General features: G+C 61.3%; 16 protein-coding genes and 1 pseudogene. 13 read left to right on the top strand and 4 right to left on the bottom strand.

The features are described from left to right. Positions 1–106: 106 nt before the first annotated feature. Positions 107–616 (bottom strand): hypothetical protein, encoded by a 510-nt coding sequence (locus tag I6F35_RS28245; protein ID WP_225120939.1) that lies wholly within the window; start codon positions 614–616, stop codon positions 107–109. Between the two features lie 157 nt (positions 617–773). On the opposite strand from I6F35_RS28245, the gene I6F35_RS28240 reads away from it, so the two are divergent. The 5 genes and pseudogenes from I6F35_RS28240 to I6F35_RS28220 all read left to right on the top strand — a co-directional run bounded on the left by I6F35_RS28240 (position 774) and on the right by I6F35_RS28220 (position 4,091). Further along, positions 774–1,145 (top strand): hypothetical protein, encoded by a 372-nt coding sequence (locus I6F35_RS28240; protein WP_225120938.1) that lies wholly within the window; start codon positions 774–776, stop codon positions 1,143–1,145. Continuing rightward, a complete protein-coding gene (locus tag I6F35_RS28235; protein ID WP_225120937.1) occupies positions 1,142–1,336 on the top strand; it encodes a hypothetical protein in 195 nt (64 codons plus the stop codon). Before I6F35_RS28240 ends, I6F35_RS28235 begins: the two co-directional genes overlap by 4 nt. Before the next feature lie 135 nt (positions 1,337–1,471). Next, positions 1,472–1,672: a hypothetical protein gene (locus I6F35_RS28230; RefSeq protein ID WP_225120936.1), complete on the top strand. Its 201-nt coding sequence runs from the start codon at positions 1,472–1,474 to the stop codon at positions 1,670–1,672. Positions 1,673–1,805: 133 nt separating this feature from the next. Then, positions 1,806–3,251, top strand: a pseudogene (locus I6F35_RS28225) (IS1182 family transposase). Between the two features lie 309 nt (positions 3,252–3,560). Beyond that, positions 3,561–4,091, top strand: coding sequence for a DUF2380 domain-containing protein (locus I6F35_RS28220; RefSeq protein ID WP_225120935.1), 531 nt, complete (start codon positions 3,561–3,563; stop codon positions 4,089–4,091). Between the two features lie 190 nt (positions 4,092–4,281). Here the strand turns inward: I6F35_RS28220 and I6F35_RS28215 are convergent, their stop codons facing one another. Beyond that, positions 4,282–5,862, bottom strand: coding sequence for a winged helix-turn-helix domain-containing protein (locus I6F35_RS28215; protein WP_225120934.1), 1,581 nt, complete (start codon positions 5,860–5,862; stop codon positions 4,282–4,284). 135 nt (positions 5,863–5,997) lie between these two features. On the opposite strand from I6F35_RS28215, the gene I6F35_RS28210 reads away from it, so the two are divergent. From I6F35_RS28210 to I6F35_RS28200, 3 genes are all read left to right on the top strand, one after another. Continuing rightward, positions 5,998–7,197 (top strand): ABC transporter substrate-binding protein, encoded by a 1,200-nt coding sequence (locus I6F35_RS28210; RefSeq protein WP_225120933.1) that lies wholly within the window; start codon positions 5,998–6,000, stop codon positions 7,195–7,197. A 43-nt stretch (positions 7,198–7,240) separates the two neighbouring features. Next, positions 7,241–8,389, top strand: coding sequence for an FAD-dependent monooxygenase (locus I6F35_RS28205; protein WP_225120932.1), 1,149 nt, complete (start codon positions 7,241–7,243; stop codon positions 8,387–8,389). A 131-nt stretch (positions 8,390–8,520) separates the two neighbouring features. Further along, positions 8,521–9,873, top strand: coding sequence for a transposase (locus I6F35_RS28200; protein WP_225120931.1), 1,353 nt, complete (start codon positions 8,521–8,523; stop codon positions 9,871–9,873). 255 nt (positions 9,874–10,128) lie between these two features. Here I6F35_RS28200 and I6F35_RS28195 read toward each other — a convergent pair whose 3' ends face one another. After that, positions 10,129–10,857 (bottom strand): hypothetical protein, encoded by a 729-nt coding sequence (locus tag I6F35_RS28195; protein WP_225120930.1) that lies wholly within the window; start codon positions 10,855–10,857, stop codon positions 10,129–10,131. 872 nt (positions 10,858–11,729) lie between these two features. On the opposite strand from I6F35_RS28195, the gene I6F35_RS28190 reads away from it, so the two are divergent. The 4 genes from I6F35_RS28190 to rlxS all read left to right on the top strand — a co-directional run bounded on the left by I6F35_RS28190 (position 11,730) and on the right by rlxS (position 15,609). Continuing rightward, positions 11,730–12,383 carry a DUF2285 domain-containing protein gene (locus tag I6F35_RS28190; RefSeq protein ID WP_225120929.1) on the top strand — a complete coding sequence of 218 codons (654 nt, stop codon included), beginning with the start codon at positions 11,730–11,732 and terminating at the stop codon, positions 12,381–12,383. Between the two features lie 151 nt (positions 12,384–12,534). Beyond that, complete coding sequence (locus I6F35_RS28185) at positions 12,535–12,753, top strand: helix-turn-helix domain-containing protein (RefSeq protein ID WP_208827373.1); 219 nt, start codon at positions 12,535–12,537, stop codon at positions 12,751–12,753. Continuing rightward, positions 12,743–13,282 carry a S26 family signal peptidase gene (locus I6F35_RS28180; protein WP_225120928.1) on the top strand — a complete coding sequence of 180 codons (540 nt, stop codon included), beginning with the start codon at positions 12,743–12,745 and terminating at the stop codon, positions 13,280–13,282. The genes I6F35_RS28185 and I6F35_RS28180 overlap by 11 nt, the downstream gene beginning before the upstream one ends. Before the next feature lie 359 nt (positions 13,283–13,641). Continuing rightward, positions 13,642–15,609, top strand: coding sequence for a relaxase/mobilization nuclease RlxS (rlxS, locus tag I6F35_RS28175; RefSeq protein WP_225120927.1), 1,968 nt, complete (start codon positions 13,642–13,644; stop codon positions 15,607–15,609). An 8-nt stretch (positions 15,610–15,617) separates the two neighbouring features. On the opposite strand, the gene I6F35_RS28170 is transcribed toward rlxS, so the two are convergent. Beyond that, complete coding sequence (locus tag I6F35_RS28170) at positions 15,618–16,967, bottom strand: GSU2403 family nucleotidyltransferase fold protein (protein WP_225120926.1); 1,350 nt, start codon at positions 16,965–16,967, stop codon at positions 15,618–15,620. Positions 16,968–17,389: 422 nt separating this feature from the next. Here I6F35_RS28170 and I6F35_RS28165 point away from each other — a divergent pair, with 422 nt between their 5' ends. After that, positions 17,390–19,417, top strand: coding sequence for a conjugal transfer protein TraG (locus tag I6F35_RS28165; RefSeq protein ID WP_225120925.1), 2,028 nt, complete (start codon positions 17,390–17,392; stop codon positions 19,415–19,417). The last annotated feature ends 4 nt before the right edge of the window (positions 19,418–19,421 follow it).

Below are 19,421 nucleotides of genomic sequence, written 5' to 3'. Positions count from 1 at the left end.
GATTTTAAAACCGGCGGGATACAACCACAGCGACCCGCCTGCGCGCAATGGCCTCCGCATTAGACAATCGGAGTAGCCTCGGAGCTCTCGTCTGGCGCACCGGTCGCTATCGCTCCGCCAGCCGTGCCCTGTAATTCTTGATCATAGCTTCGGTGATGTCGCCTGGATAGCAAAGCGGTGCGCGGCCGCCGGGGCGGCTATAGGCGCTACGGCTGCCACAGGCCCGTCCATTGCGCATGGAGTCGTCTGGGCAAGCACAGGGGCGCCCGGTGGCATGGTAGGCGCGCCGGCTCTCCTGGATGATTAGGGCGGCGATCGCCGCGGCGGTGAGCACCTCGGCTGTTCGCTTTGCCGGTGCCGGCGGTGCCGCTTGCGCCGGCCGCTGGACGGGTTGCTGATTCACCTTTGGCGCGATGTCCGAGGGCAGGGCGGTGCGCGCCAGCCGGGCGGACTCCTGACGCGGTGCCGGCGTCGCGGTCCTCGGCGGCGGCTCCTCCGCCCTCGGCAACGCAGCGACGGCGGTCGATGGAGCGGGAGGGGCAGGGGGCGCGGCCGGACGATAGGAGGCGTAGCCCAACAGGGCCATCCCGGCTGCCACGATCACGAATTTCCGCATATTGCCCCCTAAGCCGCAGGCGAGGCTTCCTCAACTTGCGCGAGAATTCAAGGGGAGAGAGCCTGAAAATGAAGCCCTCGGGTCTGGTACTCGACACAGATCCCATCTGCGCAGCCTGATCGAGAGCGTCTGCTGCAACAACGAGGAAATCAACCCGGTGCTCAAGCCGGGCCTCGCCAAGACGCTGCACGAGATCGGCGTCTCTCTGGGCCTGATCCGTGAGGCCAAAACCGCGCCGAAGCCCAAGGCAACCCGGGACGACGGCATGCTGCTCGTCCAGGCCGCGGTCGACGCGCTGGTGCAGTGGTTCTTCGACCGCAATTCCAAGCCCACGCATTTGAGTCTGGTCGACAACCCGGACTGGAAGAAGAGCCGCGGCGTCACCGGCGCCGACGGCCGCTACCACCACACAATCCCGGTACCGCTGCGCGGCGTCACCGCCGAGCAGATGGACGCCAAGCTCCGCCTCGCCTGCGCTGCGGCTGGAATGCTCGAGATCGCTGACGCAGAGACGGGAGAAGTAGCATGATGCTGACCTGCAGGACCTGCCGCTTCATGGTGCCGGTTGACGGGCAAGAGGACACGGGCATCTGTCACCGCCACCCGCCCAAGGCGACCGTCGCACCAAACGGTGCGATGGGCTCGACCTACGATATTCCCGTCGGGCTCGATAAGACCGGCTGCGGCGAGCATAAGGCGAGGCGATGGTGGACCCGATGAGGTCAATCTCACCATCGTAGGCGTGTTCGTGCTCGCGGTCGCGGCGGCGATCGCTGGCATTGCCCTCGAGGTCTCAATCTGGAACGAGTGCCGCGCGGATCACTCGTTCTGGTATTGCTTGAAGCTGATGGGCCGGTGAACACGCTCTATTACGGCCGCTGCCATGGCGGCCCTCTCAACGATAAGAACCGCGCCCACTACAGCGAGGTTCATCGCCTAGCGTTCAGCAAGAGCACCGGCAAGGCTATCCCAGCCCTTCAGTCCAGTAGCGACCCCGACATCGAGTTCGGGGAGTACCTCTGGGCTGACGGCGTGTGGGTCTGGAAGACCAGCTGAGTACTCGAAGGTCAGCTTTTGACAGCCAAGCGGAAATATTACGATTGGTCAGAGCATTACCGCTCGTGACCCTGGCTGTGTGAAAAGCCACGAGTCGGCTACGATTCGTCCGTTTCCTGATTGGGGGATACGGATGGGACGCTTCGTTGAAGGCGCGGACAGATCCCAGCTGACGCTGTTGCCGGAATGCCTGGAGGATTGGGTAAGCGAGGACAACGCGGTCCATGTGATCGATGCGTTCGTCGAGGCGCTCGACCTGCATGGAATGGGGTTTGAGCGCGTGATCGCGAAGGAGACGGGCCGGCCCTCCTATCATCCGGCAGTCCTTCTGAAGCTTTACATCTACGGTTATCTCAATCGGGTGCAATCCAGTCGCCGCCTGGAACGTGAGGCGTGCCGCAATATCGAGGTGATGTGGCTGATCGGCCGCCTGGCTCCCGATCACAAGACAATCGCCGATTTCCGGAAGGACAATGGCGCGGCGATCCGGAAGGTTTGTGCGAAGTTCGTTGCCCTATGCCGGCAAATGGGCCTGTTGCAGACCCCAAGCGTCGCAATCGACGGCAGCAAGTTCAAGGCGGTGAACAACCGCGACCGCAACTTCACGCATGCCAAGATGGCGAGGCGGATGGCGCAGATCGAGGAAAGCGTCGGTCGATATCTGCGTCAACTCGATAGTGCCGATCGGCAGGAGCCATCGGAAGCGATCAGCATCAAGACGACGAGAATCAAGGAAAAGATCGCTCGGCTGAAGCAGGAGATGAGCCGCCTGGAAGTGCTTGATGCGCAGATGCGCAACACGCCGGATCAACAGATATCGCTCACCGATCCGGATGCCCGTTCGATGGCCACCAGCGGACGCGGATCGGGTGTCGTCGGCTACAATGTCCAGGTCGCGGTGGACACCGAACACCATCTGATTGTTACGCACGAGGTCATAAACGTCGGCAACGACCGTGGGCAGCTTGCTCGGATGTCGAAGCAAGCCAAAGAAGTGCTCGAAGCGGACAAGCTCGAGGCGGTCGCCGACCGTGGCTAGTTCGACGGAGAGGAGATATTAGCCTGCGAAGAGGCTGGCGTTGCAGTCACCTTGCCCAAGCCCATGACGTCGAACGCCAAGGCGGAGGGCCGGTTCGGCAAACAGGACTTCGCCTACCTGCCTGATGAGGACGTCTACCGCTGCCCATCCGGCCGGCTGCTGCCCTATCACTACACCAACACCGAGCATGGAATGACGCTGCGCCGTTACTGGTCGACAGCGGCGTGCCAAGGCTGCGCGATCAAGAGCCAATGTACGCCGTCCAAGGAGCGCCGCATCACGCGCTGGGAGCATGAGCATGTGGTCGAGGAGGTTCAGAGACGGCTCGATTCCGATCCCGACGCCATGCGGACGCGGCGCGAGACGGTTGAGCATCCCTTCGGCACGATCAAAGCCCGTATGGGTGCAACGCACTTCCTGATGAAGCGCCTAAGGAATGTCGCCACTGAGATGGCGCTGCATGTTCTCGCTTATAACCTCACACGGGTGATGAACATCGTCGGCAAACCGAGCCTGATTGCAGCCATCCGCGCCGCCTGAAGGCCGGAAAGTGCGTCCAAAAGCGCGATAACGCGTCCCTATATCCACCTTGGCCGGCTATCGGACGTTGGAACGCGTGGCCTGCAACGATTGTCGACCACGGCCGCGTCCGTTTGCACACAACCAAGACCCGAAGCCGACATTCCGCAACGCAAGGATCCTCGCCGCGAATTTCCGTCCCCCCGCGCACGAACTTCAACCTCAAGCTCGAACACGATTACCGATTGTTCACTACACTTCCGCCGAAAATGCGCTCAACATAATCCGAAGCAAAACGATGGTGGATGCGTAACAGATCGAGTCATCGCCATGCGCCACGCCTCCCTCTTGCACGCTCTTGCCACAGCCGGTCTGTTCCTGGGATCCGGTCTCATCTCAGTTGCATACGCCGCGAATGCCAACGACGCCTTGGCCGTCTCCGTCGACGATTTCTATTATAGAGACACGTCGAACGAGCCCACCGATCAGACGGCCGTGCATGAAAAGCGATTGCGGGCTTTCATGACCGCGCTGCGGGACGACCTCACGGCAGACCGCCGTTTTGAGCTTGTGCCGTCCTCCTGCGCATCAAATTGTCCGACCGACGGACCGGCGTTGCGCGATCGGCTGCGCGCGGCTTCACAGGTCGGCGCGCAGATCCTGATCATCGGCGGCTTTCATAAGATGAGCACGCTGGTGCAGCTGGCGCAGACTGTTGCCATCGATACAACATCTCAGCGCGTCGTGTTCCGGAAATACTTCCAGTTCCGCGGCGACAATGACGAGGCGTGGCAGCGGGCAGAGCGCTTTGTATCGGAGGAAGTCCGCGACCGGCTGCTTGAAAGCAGATCGCAGCAATAGGCGGCGCGCGGCGCGTCCTTCACTTCACGCTCACCCAGCTGGCTGGTAGCATAGTTCGGCGAAGAACGCGCGCAGCAGATGCTGCGAGGGGGGTGCGAAATGAGGCGTCGCGACTTCATCGTGGTGCTCGGCCTGACCTTCCGATCCGCTTCCGCAAATGACCCATATCAGACTTGCTTCCTTTTGTGGATCATTCCTCCGGAACGCCGGCCAGGTGCATCCCCTCATAGAAGCGAAGATGAGCTGGATTGTCGACCCTCGCCTTAGTGCGGTAGCGGCGAATCGTGAAGCTGGGATCGACCGCAAGGCCGGCTAAGGCAGCGGCGCGCGCCTCCTTCAGGTCTCCCACTAGCGCCAGCGCGGTCGCGAAGTGAAAATGGGCGAGCGCGTGATTTCGGTTGCATTCGATGCTCCGGCGAAACCATTCGACGGCCTCGTGATCTGCGCCGATGCTCAACTTGCCCAGGCCGACAAACATGTACCAGAGATAGGTGCGCGTATCGCGCGGGGACAGCCGGAGTGCTTCCTGGATATGTTCCTCGACCTCTTCACCGCGACCCAGCAAAAACTTGCCAAGTCCGATGAATCCATGAGCATCGGCCAAATTCGGATCCAGCAGAAGTGCTTGTCCGCATTGGGCGATGCCACTCAACCCCCGCCTGGTCTGCATCTGAACGGCGCCGAGCAGCATGTGGGCCCTCGGGTGATTGGGCGCATGAAGCAGGACCCTGTGCAAAGCGGTCTCCGCGGCCTCGAACTGCACGGATGGGTCATCGGTCAGGAACGCCGATCCTGCGGACACATCGATCTGGGCCGCGGCAACCGCCGCTTCGATATTGCCAGGATCAAGCGCGAGGGCGCGCATGAAAAAGTCGCGCGCCTGCGCCAGGAACACCGGAGTCACTCCCTTGTTGATGCAAGCCCTTCCTTGAAAGTACAAATCCATCGCGTCCGGACGCGGCAAGCGTTCCGCACGCCGCGCTTCGGCTGCAATGAGTTCGGCATTCAATGTGTTGGCGAGCCGGGAGACAATCTCGTCCTGCATGTCCAACAGATCGGCCGCGGGCTTGTCGAAGCGGTCGGCCCATACATGGCTACCCGTCTCAGTATCGACGAGCTGGGCGTTCAAGCGGAAACGGTTGCTGCCACGCTGCACGGAGCCCTCCAGCACGTAGCGCACGTTCAGGTCACGACCGATCTGCCGGGCGTCGATCGGTTTTCCTTTGAAGGTAAACGCAGTGTTGCGGCCGATCACGAACGAGCCCGCGATGCGCGACAAATCCGTCGTCAAGCTTTCGGTCACGCCGTCGATGAAATAGTCCTGTGCAGGATCGTTCCCGGGGTTGGTGAATGGCAGCACGACGATGGACAAATGCGGCATCGACGAAGACTTCGGCGGCTCATCGGCCTCAGATGTTTGCACCGCGTTGCCGGAGACGACGGGGACATCGATCGGCCTTTCATCGACCACCAGCATGTAGCCACGGCGAGGCAACGTCTTCAGGGCCGGTCGGCTGGCGTCTCCCAGCGCGCGCCTGATGTCGCCGATCGCCTGGACTAGGGAGTCCTCCGTGACCTCGCAGTCCGACCAGACCTCATCCATGATCTCGTCCTTGCCGACCAGCTGCCCCGCCCGTGTCGCAAGCAGCCGCAGCACCGCCCAGGCACGCGGACGCAGCGGGACGATGTCGCCGCGCCCGTCACGCAGGCCTTCGCGGGCGAGGTCTATCACACGGTCACCGATAACGACGGATTGCTGCGACGACTTCAACAAGGGCGCCTCGCAAACTGCTTTCGGAAAATTTCGGCAAAGGTTCGGGACCCAGGGGCAATTGTACAGCATCATATTATAATCCGGGATAGCAAAACGCTCCCGATCGAAGCCGTTAAACCGAGGTACGCCTCCATGATCCGGATCCTGAGCCTTGCGGCACTCACTTTCGCGATCGCCGGCCTGTCATCCGTAGCCGCGGCGGACAAAAGATACGGCCCCGGCGTCAGCGATACCGAAATAAGACTCGGTCAGACGATCCCCTATAGCGGTCCGATCTCGTCGCTGAGCCGCTTCGGCCGGATTGAAGCGGCCTATCTCAAGATGATCAACGCCGCCGGCGGCATCCACGGCCGCAAGGTGACACTCGTTTCGCTCGACGACGCCTTCACCCCGGCCAAGACCGTGCAGCAGACGCGCAAGCTCGTCGAGGATGAGGATGTGCTTGCGATCGTCGGGTCGGTCGGCACGCCAACCAACTTCGCCGTGGCGAAATATCTCAACAGCAAGCAGGTTCCGCAGATCCTGCTGCTTGCCAGCACCCCGAAGCTCGACGACCCCGAGAACCTGCCCTGGACGACTACGTTCATGATGCCGCAGCCGGCCGAGACCAGGATCTACGCCGAGTATCTGCTGAAGACCAAGCCTGACGCGAAAATCGCCGTGATCTATCAGAACGACGATCTCGGGAAGGGCAATTTGGCCGGCTTCAAGGCAGCGCTGGGATCGCGCGCTTCGACGATGGTGGTCGCCGAGGCCGGCTACGACATCATGGAGCCGACAGTCGATTCACAGATCGTGGCACTGAAGGCCTCCGGCGCAGATACGATGTTTCATGCCTCCAACGCGCGCTTTGCCGCGCAAGCTATCCGCAAGGCGCATGAGCTCAACTGGAAAGTTCAGCATGTGCTGTTATCGGGGGTCAGCAGTATTTCGACCGTGCTGCGTCCGGCCGGACTTGCGGCTGCGACTGGGGCAGTCAGCGCGTTCTGGCTGAAGACATCCGAAGATCCGATGTGGGATAACGATGCCGGCATGCGCGAGTACCGGGCTTTTATGAAAGCGTGGGCCCCGAACGACGATCTCGAAGAATCCATTTTCCCCTATGCGACTGCTCAGATCATCGTCGAGGTCCTGAAGAGGTGTGGCGACGACCTGTCGCGGGAAAATCTTATCAAGCAGGCCACCAACATTGAAGGGCTCCAGCTGCCGACATTCCTGCCGGGCATCACGATCAACGTCACTCCATCGAACCGGATCGGCTGGAGAAAGGCCCGGATAGGCCGTTTCGACGGGACCAGATGGGTGCTGCTCGATGATGTCGTCGGCAATTGAGGATTTATCGCCCCGGAAGGTGTCGATGGGTGGAGTAAATCTAATGCCGGACAGACTGAACGTCGCGATCGTCGGAGCCGGGATCGGGGGCTTGTCTGCGGCGCTGGCTCTCAGCGCGAAGGGCACGAACGTCACGGTTTTCGAAGGCGCAGAGTCGCCGCGGGAGGCCGGGGCCGGATTGTCGATCCCTCCGAATGCGCTGATCTTGCTCAGACGCACCGCGCTATGCGATGAACTCGAGAAGATCACCACGAGGAGCCACGGTCTAACGCGACGAACGTCCATGGGAGAGCTCCTCCCTGATGGGGCGTCCATGGGGCCAAGCTATCAGGTCCACCGCGCCGACTTCCTCGAGATGCTTCTTGGTGTCGTGAAGGGACCAGTAAGGTTTGGACATCGTTGTGTGGCCGTCGAACAAGCGCGAGCCGGAGCGCGGCTGGTCTTTGCCAATGGTGCCGTCTGCGATGCAGACGCGGTCATCGGAGCGGATGGTATCCATTCGGTGGTCCAACGCCAGATCGGCATAATTGCGCACCCGACCAGCGAAGGCATTGTCGCCTATCGCGGCCTGGTGCAATCGCAAAAACTCGCATGGGGCGCGGAGTTGCGTGGCCTGAATATGTGGATGGGCGACAGCCGCAGCTTCATCTGCTTCCCGGTGTCGCAAGGGCGGTTGATCAATATCGTCGCGTTCGTCCCGAGCATGTGTGACATGGAGGAGACCTGGTCCGCACCGGGCGACGTCAGATCGCTCGCAGCCGAATACGCCGGCTGGGATGCTTCCGTTCGAGACTTGATTGCAGCGCTCGACCATACGTTTCGTTGGGGCATGTACGATCGTGCGCCGCTGCCGTATTGGTCGCGCGGACATGTTACGCTTCTTGGCGACGCCGCCCATCCGATGGTGCCGCATTTCGGGCAAGGCGCCGGGCAGGCCATCGAGGATGGCTTCGCTCTTGCCGTTCTGCTGGAGCATGCCAAGCGCGACGAGATTCCGGCGCGCCTCAGGGCTTACCAAGATATGAGGCTGGAGCGGACCAGCCGTGTTCAAGCCGCCTCACGCATGGCCGGCCGGTTCTATCGATTTGTTAGCGATAACGGTCAGGCGGAAAGGTTGCAGGCCTGGATGTCGGCGGCGGAGTGGATCTTTCCGTACGACGCGGAGAGGGCTGCGTTAGCAATTCTACAATGAGAATTCAGCTCCACGGGCGTGCCCAAAGCTTCCTGAAACGTCCGCTTGTGGCCGATTCTGTTGAAAAAGGCGGCTGTTGCGGCGCAGAGATATCAGTGATTCAGTCTGTCTAGTTGGCAGGACTGAAGATCATGATGGGGCATCGGCAAGTCGAACAGGCCGCGTTGTTCTATGAGTTCTCGCTCGAAAGACATGTCCCGACTGCTCACTTGCTGCGGTTGATCGACAGGTTTGTCGATCTTGAACAAGTCCGGCGGGACCTGGCGCCTTTCTACAGCAGCATCGGTCGGCCTTCGATCGATCCCGAGTTGATGATCCGGATGCTCCTGATCGGTTACTGCTTCGGCATCCGATCGGAGCGGCGCCTGTGCGATGAGGTTCACCTCAACTTGGCCTACCGGTGGTTCTGCCGGCTCGGTCTGGATGGGGCGGTGCCGGATCATTCGACATTCTCCAAGAACAGGCATGGCCGCTTCCGGCAGAGCGACCTCTTCCGTCGCGTGTTCGAGAGCGTGCTGCGCCGCTGCATCGAAGAGCGCCTGGTGGGCGGTGAAGGATTTGCAGTCGATGCGAGCCTTATCAAGGCCGATGCCAATCGGCAGAAGGGGATCGAAGGCGATAAGGGACTTCCGCCGGAGGCTGCCGGCCGAGCAATCGATGAGTATCTGGCTGTCCTCGATGATGCCGCTTTCGGAGCCGCGACCGAGGTTACCCCGAAGTTCGTATCGCCCTCCGATCCGGCGGCGCGCTGGACGGGGGCGCACGGCGGCCAAGCGTTTTTCGCCTATTCGACGAACTACCTGGTCGACATCGAGAACGCGATCATCGTCGATGTTGAGGCAACGACGGCTATCCGGCAGGCGGAGGTATTGGCCGCCAAGCGCATGATTGAGCGCTCGCTGGAGCGGTTTGATCTCTATCCGAGCCGGCTCCTCGGTGACAGCGGCTATGGCTCGGCCGAGATGCTCGCCTGGCTGGTCTATGAGCACGGCATCGAGCCGCACGTTACAGTCTTCGACAAGTCGGCCCGCACAGACGGGATCTTCTCGCGGGACGACTTCACCTATGACCATGCTGGAGACATCTATCGTTGTCCTGGTGGCAAAGTTCTTACCACGACCGGAACGTTGGTGAATGATGGCGCCACCATGCTTTACCTCGCCAGCAAGCGCGATTGTGATCGATGCGCATTGAAGGCTCGGTGCTGCCCCAAGCAGGCATCACGGAGGGTGCCGCGCTCGATCTACGAGGGGGCTCGCGACATGGCGCGCCAGATCGCGAGATCGTGGGAGGGAGGCACCTCGCGCCGGCTCCGCAAGAAAATCGAGATGTTGTTCGCGCACCTCAAGCGCATTCTCAAGCTCGACCGCTTGCGTCTACGAGGTCCAAACGGCGCGCGCGACGAGTTCATCCTCGCACCCACCGCCCAGAACCTTCGAAAGCTGGCCAAGCTGATCCCGATGCCAACCCCGAGGCTCGCCTAAGGATCGGGTAGAGCAGTTCGGCCACGTCGCGACGGAGCCAATACACGAAATACTAACCGCCTTTTTCAACGGAATCGGCCCTGAGACGAAGAAGCCCGCACAATTTCGCAAGTCTGCTGCCAGCGCTAGACCCGACGTGTCGTAGCGCGGCTTTGCACCGCCGCTCGTGACCCCGAGGCGACATCGATGTGCAACCCCGTTTCCTTCGACACGCGTTCCATGATGCTGCCGAGGCGATGTGCTGCGCGAACAATCCTACTCTCGCGGACTTGCTTTCTGTAGGCGGGTTACCGGACTCACAACGGGCTCTGCATCAGGCAGGCGGGTTATGCGCCAATTGAAATCGTATGTGCTGCTGTCGCCGCCGCCTGTGACGAGACTGCCCTGCACTTTGGATTCGCCAATCTGCAGTTTCAATAGTTCTTCCAGGGAGTATGTCACCGTGTGGGAGCCAAGCAGATCATCTTCGCAATGAGGTTCGGGTCTCCCGCCCGGCACGGTCCCATGGTCAAAACAAGAAACAACAGGGGGGCAGTCGTCCTTCTCGTAAAGCCAAACCGTGAAGGAAATCGGACCGGGAGCGCCGTCGTTGGAGCAGCTCCAGCGATCGACGGGGTTCGACCTGCCACCGCCGGCGTCAAGCGTAGTTGGCCCACTCACGCCAGCGATCGGAAGAATACAGTTCTGATCCGATGGAATGTCCCTTCGTTCGCCAGAGTCAACACCCCAGAATATTTGGCTATAGGTGGCGATCTGCCGGTCGGGAACGTGGATGGCCACGTAGACTTCGTCGTGACCAGTCCAATCAAACCACCCGGTCTCGTCGACGGCGTCGAAGCTGACCGCTTCAACCTTGAAGCGCGCCAAAGCGCCCGGCGTCACGTTCGACGGCTGCGCCACGTTCGATGGCTGTGCTTGGGCGCCAGCGCCAATAGTAGCGAGTAGAAGTAAGGCGCTGACGGTACCAGTGATGACCGTCTTCATATTCATCTCCATGGTTGCGGGCGCTCACCCCTTCTGCCGCGCTGCGGCAGCGCGAGTGCCCAAGGTCTGTGATATTCGAATATCGCTCGACCCATCTCGTTGCGGCTGTGCCCCGGATCACACTCGCTTACGGATCACAGTAATTTGCTAGTGTCCGGCCGTTGGACCTCTTCGGCGTGCCCGCAATTTGAGAAGATTTTCCTGCTTCAGTGAGTTCGAATTGACGTAAACGGAGCAGGCCAAAGCCCTTGCGAGTTCTCGGTTCGCCGACCATTAGATTTCGTGTCCCGCAAGTCTTGTTGAAGAGCTTTGGGCAATCGACCGATGCAGGCGCGCGTGGTCCGCCACTTCCGCTGTTGGCCCATCGCGACATGTTGCGCTGCCGCACGAACTCGGCCGCTATAGAGGCAAAGCGGACATTGCGTTCGTCGCATCACGTCGCTGGGTTTATGGGGACACGGCCTAGCCTCTCGATTAAGGGTTTGTTTACCAGATTGCGACCTTGAATCTTCAGCGACCCGCGCATTCGACGCGCGAGGCCGGAATGGATCTTGCTCATCGCTCGCGCTTTCGACTCGTTTGTCTCGCGTCAGGATGCGACGTGGCGTTCAAGAGAACGGTCCCGCACCTGCCTTTGAGGCCGCTCTCTTGCCCCATTTCGCCGGAACGATCCGCGCCGGAAAAGTTCTTTGCGGAGGCGGCTATTGAATCATTCCGTTGTTTCCTCGTGTGGTCGTACCGACGACCACGCCGCTTCCTGCGATTCTACTGATTATGCTGGGGTCGACTGGGCGTGGGAGTTCTTACGCCGAAATGAGGGCTATATCGCGGACTGGCGGAGCTCCGTTCCCCGGCACTTGCCATGTGTTAGGTTGAAGGATGGGACCCAGCTGTTGCGCCTCAGGCGACGCTTTCCACGTGCCGAGAAATGGGGGCTCTACACCTTCGCCGATCCGAGGCTCTGCCCCCATCAGGCGCCCGTGTTCTGGCATACAGGCGCGCTAAAACGGGTCGTTCGGCTGGCCGCAAGGGCACCGAACGAGCGGGATAGCGCCGGCACAGCGCGTACGCTGGCTGATTTCAACGTCGACCGAAGGGCAGTTATCGGGGTCGACCGTGTCCCGCTGGTACTGATGAAGGCAAACGGCTTGCAAGTCCCGCTCGAAATTCACGGGCTTTCCGTCCTGACCGCACCGTTTGCGCCAGTGTTCGAATTGCATGATCTTACGGATCTCTCAGAGCAGACCGAGCTTCTCAGGCACCTGCAGCGCTTCACCGAACAGCGTCGTAGGGCGATTCAAAAGCCGCCCTTTACAAGTGACGACCGTCTCCGTCATGCGCTGATAGCGCTCGACGAAAGTCTGAAGGGCAAGACCTATCGCCAGATCGCGATTGCGATCTTTGGAGAGAAAAAAGTTGCTGAGGAATGGCACGGCCACAGTCAATTTTTGAAAGACCGCACCCGGCGCCTCGTCGCCAAAGGTACGGAATTGATGAAGGGCGGCTATCGCAGTCTCCTGAGTTAGCCAATCTGCCGATCTCGATTTGACGAATCTTGCTCGCGCCGGATGGCGGAAACGACGCCTTTCATCTTCGCCACTCCCAAAATCGCTCCCAATCTGATGACGCTTCCTCTCGCAGCCTTTGGTTGTGAGTAGAAAAAGGAGCGTTCGGAATATGACGAAGAGTGACGACAAAGAGCCTGACAAGCCGTTCCTCAACACGGTCGAGGCAGCCGCCTGGCTCAGGCTCACCAAGAACACGCTTGAGAAGATGCGGGTGAACGGCAGAGGTCCGGCCTATCGCAAGCACGGACGTTACGTCCGGTATCACATCGAAGACCTTGTCGAATATTCGCAAGCCAATAAGCGGAGGTCGACCTCCGATGCTGATTGATTGCGCAAGAATGTGGCACCAGGTCACCGTTCTCTCTACCATGTGCGCCAGCGTCATCGCTTTGTTGATGTCGTCGCAGGCTAAGATGCCGCTTCTGATTTACAATGCTTCGGGCAGCGCGCCATTGGGCTTCTATTACCTGGAGCAACGATTGCCCGACCGCCGAGAGCTCGCGGTCTTCAAGCCGCCGCCTGCGATCGAGCTCATGATCATCGCACACCGTATTCTACCAACCGCGGTGCCGCTGCTTAAGCAGATCGCCGCGGCCGCCGGCGATGAAGTGTGCCGCGCCAAGGAGCCCGTCGGCACCATATCGATCAATGGAAAGGTCGTTGCCGAGGTGCTAGCGAATGACCGAGAGGGGCGGCTATTGCCCGCCTGGGAAGGTTGCATGAGGCTCGTGGAGGGCGAGTTTTTCCTGCTCCAGCCACACCCACATTCGTTCGACTCGCGCTACTTTGGGCCGGTCCTACGGAGCGATATCTTGGGTGTCGCGCACCCGATCTGGACGTGGGATCCGGATATTTGAAGTGGGACAGGTTTGTGATCAGTGCGCGCCCAAAAGGGCGCGTACGTTGTTCTCTGTGGCCGTCGCGTAATTTTCCGCAGCGGTGCGAGCCGGGCAGCCAAGCAAGCTCATCAATAGAGAGAAAACGGTCAAGTGAAGCGGTGAAGCGCGTGAAGCGGGCGGGAGAGCAAGATAAAAGCACTGGCGCTATGGGGCGCCTAAGCCGTTGTCTGCACATCCAAGATTTGGCGCCGCTTGGGTCCGCGTTGTCTCCATGTTCGACCCAACGCAATGGCGAACCTGCGCGATTGCGTCTGCGTCTTGGCGGAGGCTGCTCGGCTTCACATATCGCGAGCTCGTTCCAACGCCGGATGCGGGCCATGCGAGAGATCGACGACGAATTCGAAGTGAAGCTTGGACGGATCGGCAACCGCAGGGCCCGGAGGGCGACCAGCTATCTTCGACGCGTCCGCCAGGAGGCGACTAAGGCTGGCGCCAGTGCGCGAACAGGTTCGTCGTTTTCAGGCGGCCGCATCGGCCGCGGCCACGCGCAAGGTGCGGTGTTGGCCGGGCGCGGGCGAAGCTCTGGCCAGCGCCGTGTCGTGATCAAGGCCAGGATCGTGCGAATCAAGTCAGGTGACCTAGGCGCCGTGCGAGCTCACCTCCGATACGTCCAGCGCGACGGCGTCACGCGCGAGGGTGAGCCAGGGGAGCTTTACGATGCCAGCAGTGACCGCGCCGATGGCAAGAGCTTTACGGAACGCAGCTCCGGCGACCGCCACCAATTCCGGTTTATCGTGGCGCCAGAGGACAGCGCTGAGCTGGCGGACCTGAAACCCTTCGTCCGCGACCTCATGCGGCAAATGGAGCAGGACCTCGGCACCAAGCTCGACTGGGTCGCTGCCGATCATTTCAACACTGGCCATCCCCATACCCACATCGTCCTGCGCGGGAGGGACGGTGAAGGAAACGACCTCGTCATCGCGCGCGACTATATCGCTCATGGCTTTCGCTCCCGGGCAGCCGAGCTCATCACGAGAGAGCTCGGCCCTGAAACGGAGATCGAGGTCGCGCGCAAGCTTCAGCAGGAGATCACGGCCGAGCGGCTCACGCGGCTTGACCGGAGCATCCTGCGAGATGCCGGGGACGGAGTACTCGAGCTGGGTGCGCTGTCTGGACGGGAGCCCAGCTGGCAAACGGCGCGAATCGGGCGGCTGCGAACCCTGGAGCGCATGGGCTTGGCTGAAGAGAGTGAGCCCGGCCGGTGGCGGATCGACGCCGAGCTCGAGGCAAAGCTCAGACGCATGGGGGAGCGAGGCGACATCATCAAGACCGTGCACCGCGAAATGACTGCGGCAGGAATTGCGCGGGCGGCCGGGGACTACGCGATCTTTGATCCGGAGCGAAGCGGTCTTCGTCTGGTCGGCCGGGTCATCGGCGAAGGGTTTGCTGACGAACTGACGGAACGCCGCTATGTCGTCATTGATGGGGTGGACGGCCGAACGCACTATGCCGAGCTCGGTGCCCTCGGTGCCAACGAGGAGCCGCCTGTCCGGAACACGATTCTGGAGCTCAGAGCGCGCGTCGCTAAACCGCGCGCGACTGACCGGACGATCGCAGAGATAGCCACCCGACATGGCCACATTTACAGTGACCGTCTGCATCGGGAATTCGACCCGCATGCATCGGGCGAGTTTGTCGGTACCCACGTTCGCCGCCTGGAAGCGATGCGACGCGAAGGACTGGTCAACCGTCTTGCCGACGGCAGTTGGAGCGTGGGGCGGGACTATCTCGACCGGGCGCTTCGATACGAGAAACTCCAGCAATCGCGTAGTCCGGTGCGGGCCGCGGTGCTGTCATGGCAAAGGCTGGAGGATCTGCCGCAGGCATTAGGGGCCACCTGGCTCGATCGTAAGCTCGTTGGGAAGGAGCCGAATGAGTTGGCATCGACCGGCTTTGGTGCCGAAGTCGAGACCGCGCTGCGGGCGAGACGGCAATGGCTGATCGAGCAGGGGCTGGCACGAGAGGAAGGCGGACAGGTACGTTTCGCGCGGAACATGCTCGAGACCCTCGAGAAGCGCGAGTTGGCGCGGACCTCGGCGGACATATCCGCGCGCACCGGCCTTGAACATGTCGATGTTAAGACTGGCAACAAGATCGACGGCGTCTATCGGCGTATGCTGACGCTGAACAGTGGACGGTTCGCCCTGATCGAACGATCCCAAGAGTTCGTGCTGGTGCCTTGGCGGCCGGTGCTGGAGCGCGCCCGCGGGCAACTGGTCACCGGTCAGGTCGGCGGGGAGGGCATATCCTGGTCGATCGGCATCAAGCGCGGGATCGGGCGTTGACGAAGGGCCTACTTCCGCTTCGGCGCTCCTTGCTTCGAAAAATGATCGACATCGGATGTCTTGACCAGGACGGCGCCCGGCTCGTCGACCGGAGAGGTGAGATATTTGGCGCGAGCGATCTCCTCGATCCTCGATCTGTTCTTGAGGAACGCTTCCACACGCCCCTCTTGCCCGAGACTATCGGCGCCGAAATGGTCGTCCAGCGCCTCGCGACTGACCGCGCAGTTGACCGCGCCGCCAAGTGCCTGGCCCTGGAAGGCCACGACGTCGCGGCTGAAGTCATAGCGCGCAGGCGGATTGTCGAAAGAGAGATCGATGCCTGGAATGACCGAGCGAGGCGCGCCAATGGTCTTGAGCACCACGTCACGAACGGAGGCAGCAAGCAGAGCCAGTCCTTCGAGCATCAATTGGCGCCATTTGGGGCTCCGGCCATGGGCCTCCTCCCACGCAGATGTCAGCTCCTGCGGCCGCTTCTCGGCGAGAACCGCGAGCAAGGTCTCGGCTTGCTGCAGGTCCTTGTCGCGTTTTGCAAACCCTTCCGGGCGCCGGCGAGAGATGATGAGCTTGTGGACGGCATAGCGCGCCGGAGCGGGCACGTGCACGTAGACGCCGGGACCATGCAGGATGACCGCGGGTTCGGGGTCGCGGATCAGGAAATCCAAAAACCGAAGCGGCTGGGCATCCGTGTTCAGGGCAGGTAGCTGTTGGGGGCGGCCCGTCTCCTTGCCTTCGTGGGGCGTGAGAAAGTCGACACGCAAGCCGCCCTTGGCGGCATAGCTCGTCACGCGCCGGCCATCAGATACGTGAGGAACGGCACGAAAGCTTTTGTCGACTTCCTTCAGCACGTCCAGAACCGGCGGCGTGGAGTCCTCGACCGCTACCGAGACGTTCTTGAACTGGGCAATATCGACGTCGCCGGTTTGCAGCGAGCCGGCGGAGAGGCGAACGCCAAGCATCGCAGCATAGGTTTGGTAGGCGATCGTTCCGACGAGCACGCCGCGAAGGCGAAACACGCCGGCCCTGGCAAGCGCCGCGATGACGTCGCCGATCTCGGGAATGGGACGGGGAAAACTGAACGAGCGGACCAGGGTGGACACGAGCGCCCGGCGCTCGCGTTCGTCTTCGCGAACCTCCTTGTGGTGGGCGATGCGCGCCAGGAGTTCCGGCGTCTCCGGTCCGACGTAACGCTGCGACCGATGGGCGCCGGTGCCGGTCTGGAAGTACCAATATTTCCGGCCATTGATGCTCTTGGCCGTGAACGATCCGTCGTCCGTGAACGCGTCCTCGAAGGCGGCGTTGGCGGTGCGCTCAAGGAGCTCGGCATAGGTCGTCTGGGCGACGAGCGTCGGGGCGGGCATGGCCGTTTTCCCGTTTTTATACTCAGTTTGCGGATTGAGTATAATAGGCGCGGAACCGGGCGTCCAGCGGCTTTATACTCACTTCGCGAAGTGAGTATAAGGGAATTAACCCTGATTTTATGCCGAGTCGGCGCGCCTAGCCTGTCAATTGCGTTGTTTGGCTGGTTCCGCCCCTGACCTTGGCGACCTGCGTTCGGGGCGCCGCTGTCCGCGTCAAGGATCATCCAAATTGAGCCGGTCACTCACCTTTTGTTGAGGTGTTGGATCATCTCGGCTGAGATTTGACGCAGATCCTTCTCACCTTCGCAACGCCTCATCGACATTGCTCTCGTTTCCCGGACGCGATTTTTATTTCGATTGAACGCCAAGCGCATTCGCCCCTTTCATCGCGCCGCTCACGTGGGGTGAGTGGGGCGAGCCGAATGTTTCCAGCAAAAATCTACGTCGGTCAGATTGCCGTGGTGTTCGGCATCGTCGTTGTGTCGACCTGGGGCGCGACGCAATGGACCGCCGCGGCTCTCGGCTATCAGCAGCGGCTGGGTGAGCCGTGGTTCTTGATCGTCAGCTACCCGGTCTATCTGCCCTGGCGGCTGTTCGAATGGTGGTTTGCCTATGAGGCTTATGCGCCCGAGATCTTCGAGAAGGGCGGAGCCATCGCCGCCGCCGGCGGCATTGCAGGGGCGATGTTTGCGATCGTCAATTCGGTGTGGCGCGCCCGCCAAAGCCAATTGGTGACGACTTACGGTTCGGCGCGGTGGGCCACGCCGAAGGAAATCAAGGCGGCCGGCCTGTTCGCGTCCAAGGGCGTGTTCCTGGGCCGCCTCGAGAATAACTATCTGCGCCACGATGGACCGGAACACGTCATGTGCTTTGCGCCGACCCGGTCGGGCAAGGGCGTGGGACTGGTGTTGCCCACCTTGCTGTCCTGGACCTCGTCGGCGGTGGTGCACGACATCAAGGGCGAAAATTGGGAACTGACCTCCGGTTGGCGTTCGACCTTTTCGCATTGCCTCCTGTTCAATCCGACCGATTCCAGAAGCGCCCGCTACAATCCGCTGCTTGAGGTTCGCAAAGGGGCGGCCGAAGTCCGCGACGTCCAGAACATCGCCGACATCCTGGTCGATCCCGAAGGGGCGCTCGAACGCCGAACCCATTGGGAAAAGACCAGTCATTCGCTTCTGGTCGGCGTCATCCTTCACGTCCTTTATGCGGAAGAGAAGAAGACGCTCACGCGCGTTACCGAGATCCTGGCTGACCCTGCGCAGTCCTTTGAGAAAACGCTCAGGATCATGCTGGCGACCAATCATCTCGGCACCGAGGCCGAGCCGAAAGTGCACCCGGTCGTCGCCGCGACCGCGCGAGAGCTGCTCAATAAGTCCGAGAATGAACGCTCGGGCGTTCTGTCGACCGCCGTTAGCTTTCTCAGCCTCTATCGCGACCCCATCGTCAGTCGAAATACTGAGCACTGTGATTGGCGCATCGCCGATCTCGTCAGTGCCGGCAAGCCGGTCACGCTCTATCTCGTCGTTCCGCCGTCCGACATCAGCCGGACCAAGCCGCTGATCAGGCTGATCCTCAACCAGATTGGCCGCAGGTTGACCGAGACGTTGAACACCAAGGCAGGTGACCCCAAACACCGCCAGCTCCTGATGATGCTGGATGAGTTTCCTGCTCTCGGCCGGCTCGACTTCTTCGAAAGCGCGCTCGCCTTCATGGCCGGCTACGGCATCCGCGCCTACCTGATCGCGCAGTCGCTCAACCAGATCGCCAAGGCGTATGGCGAGAACAACGCAATCCTGGACAATTGCCATGTCCGTATCGCTTTTGCCGCCAATGATGAGCGCACGGCCAAGCGGATCTCGGACGCGCTCGGCACCGCGACCGAACTACGTGCACAGCGCAACTATGCCGGTCACCGGCTGGCCCCCTGGCTTGGCCACGTCATGGTCAGCCGTCAGGAGACCGCCCGTCCTTTGCTGACGCCGGGCGAAGTGATGCAACTGCCGCCCGACCAGGCGATCGTGCTGGTCTCGGGTCTTGCGCCAGTTCGCGCGATCAAGCTGCGGCACTATGAGGACGCAAACTTCGTCGCTCGTCTGCGCAAGGCGCCAGCCTTAGCAGGCGGGGAGTATGCGGATCGGCCGGCGGCCCGCCCCGACGACTGGCGCGGCGAGGTTCGCACCACCGACCTTCGCCTTGCGACCCTGCCGTATCGCGAACTGATGCAGACGGGCGGCGAGGAGGGCGGTCTCAAGCAGCAATTGCCGTTGTTTGACGAGGCAGCACCAGCTGCGATCGATGTTCGCGCCATCGAGGAGCGATTGCTCGACGATGAGTCCGATGTCGCCGCCGATCGCAGCCAGATGCAGCAAGCCGCAAGTGCATCCAGCACCGTACGCCGAGCCCATGCCGTTACCCGTGACGATGACGATCTTCTTCCCTCATTCTGAAGAG

Origin of the sequence: Bradyrhizobium sp. BRP22, from assembly GCF_020194175.1 — a bacterium.
Classification (GTDB): domain Bacteria; phylum Pseudomonadota; class Alphaproteobacteria; order Rhizobiales; family Xanthobacteraceae; genus Bradyrhizobium.
Note: the sequence above shows the minus strand (reverse complement) of the source record. Positions and strands in the feature narration are given on the sequence as shown.

What these genes read in the sequence shown, in the direction of transcription:
- I6F35_RS28245 (WP_225120939.1), bottom strand. Translation starts at nt 616, where the DNA reads ATGCGGAAATTCGTGATCGTGGCAGCCGGGATGGCCCTGTTGGGCTAC.
- I6F35_RS28235 (WP_225120937.1), top strand. Translation starts at nt 1,142, where the DNA reads ATGATGCTGACCTGCAGGACCTGCCGCTTCATGGTGCCGGTTGACGGG.
- I6F35_RS28220 (WP_225120935.1), top strand. Translation starts at nt 3,561, where the DNA reads ATGCGCCACGCCTCCCTCTTGCACGCTCTTGCCACAGCCGGTCTGTTC.
- I6F35_RS28210 (WP_225120933.1), top strand. Translation starts at nt 5,998, where the DNA reads ATGATCCGGATCCTGAGCCTTGCGGCACTCACTTTCGCGATCGCCGGC.
- I6F35_RS28205 (WP_225120932.1), top strand. Translation starts at nt 7,241, where the DNA reads ATGCCGGACAGACTGAACGTCGCGATCGTCGGAGCCGGGATCGGGGGC.
- I6F35_RS28200 (WP_225120931.1), top strand. Translation starts at nt 8,521, where the DNA reads ATGATGGGGCATCGGCAAGTCGAACAGGCCGCGTTGTTCTATGAGTTC.
- I6F35_RS28195 (WP_225120930.1), bottom strand. Translation starts at nt 10,857, where the DNA reads ATGAAGACGGTCATCACTGGTACCGTCAGCGCCTTACTTCTACTCGCT.
- I6F35_RS28185 (WP_208827373.1), top strand. Translation starts at nt 12,535, where the DNA reads ATGACGAAGAGTGACGACAAAGAGCCTGACAAGCCGTTCCTCAACACG.
- I6F35_RS28180 (WP_225120928.1), top strand. Translation starts at nt 12,743, where the DNA reads ATGCTGATTGATTGCGCAAGAATGTGGCACCAGGTCACCGTTCTCTCT.
- rlxS (WP_225120927.1), top strand. Translation starts at nt 13,642, where the DNA reads ATGCGAGAGATCGACGACGAATTCGAAGTGAAGCTTGGACGGATCGGC.
- I6F35_RS28170 (WP_225120926.1), bottom strand. Translation starts at nt 16,967, where the DNA reads ATGCCCGCCCCGACGCTCGTCGCCCAGACGACCTATGCCGAGCTCCTT.
- I6F35_RS28165 (WP_225120925.1), top strand. Translation starts at nt 17,390, where the DNA reads ATGTTTCCAGCAAAAATCTACGTCGGTCAGATTGCCGTGGTGTTCGGC.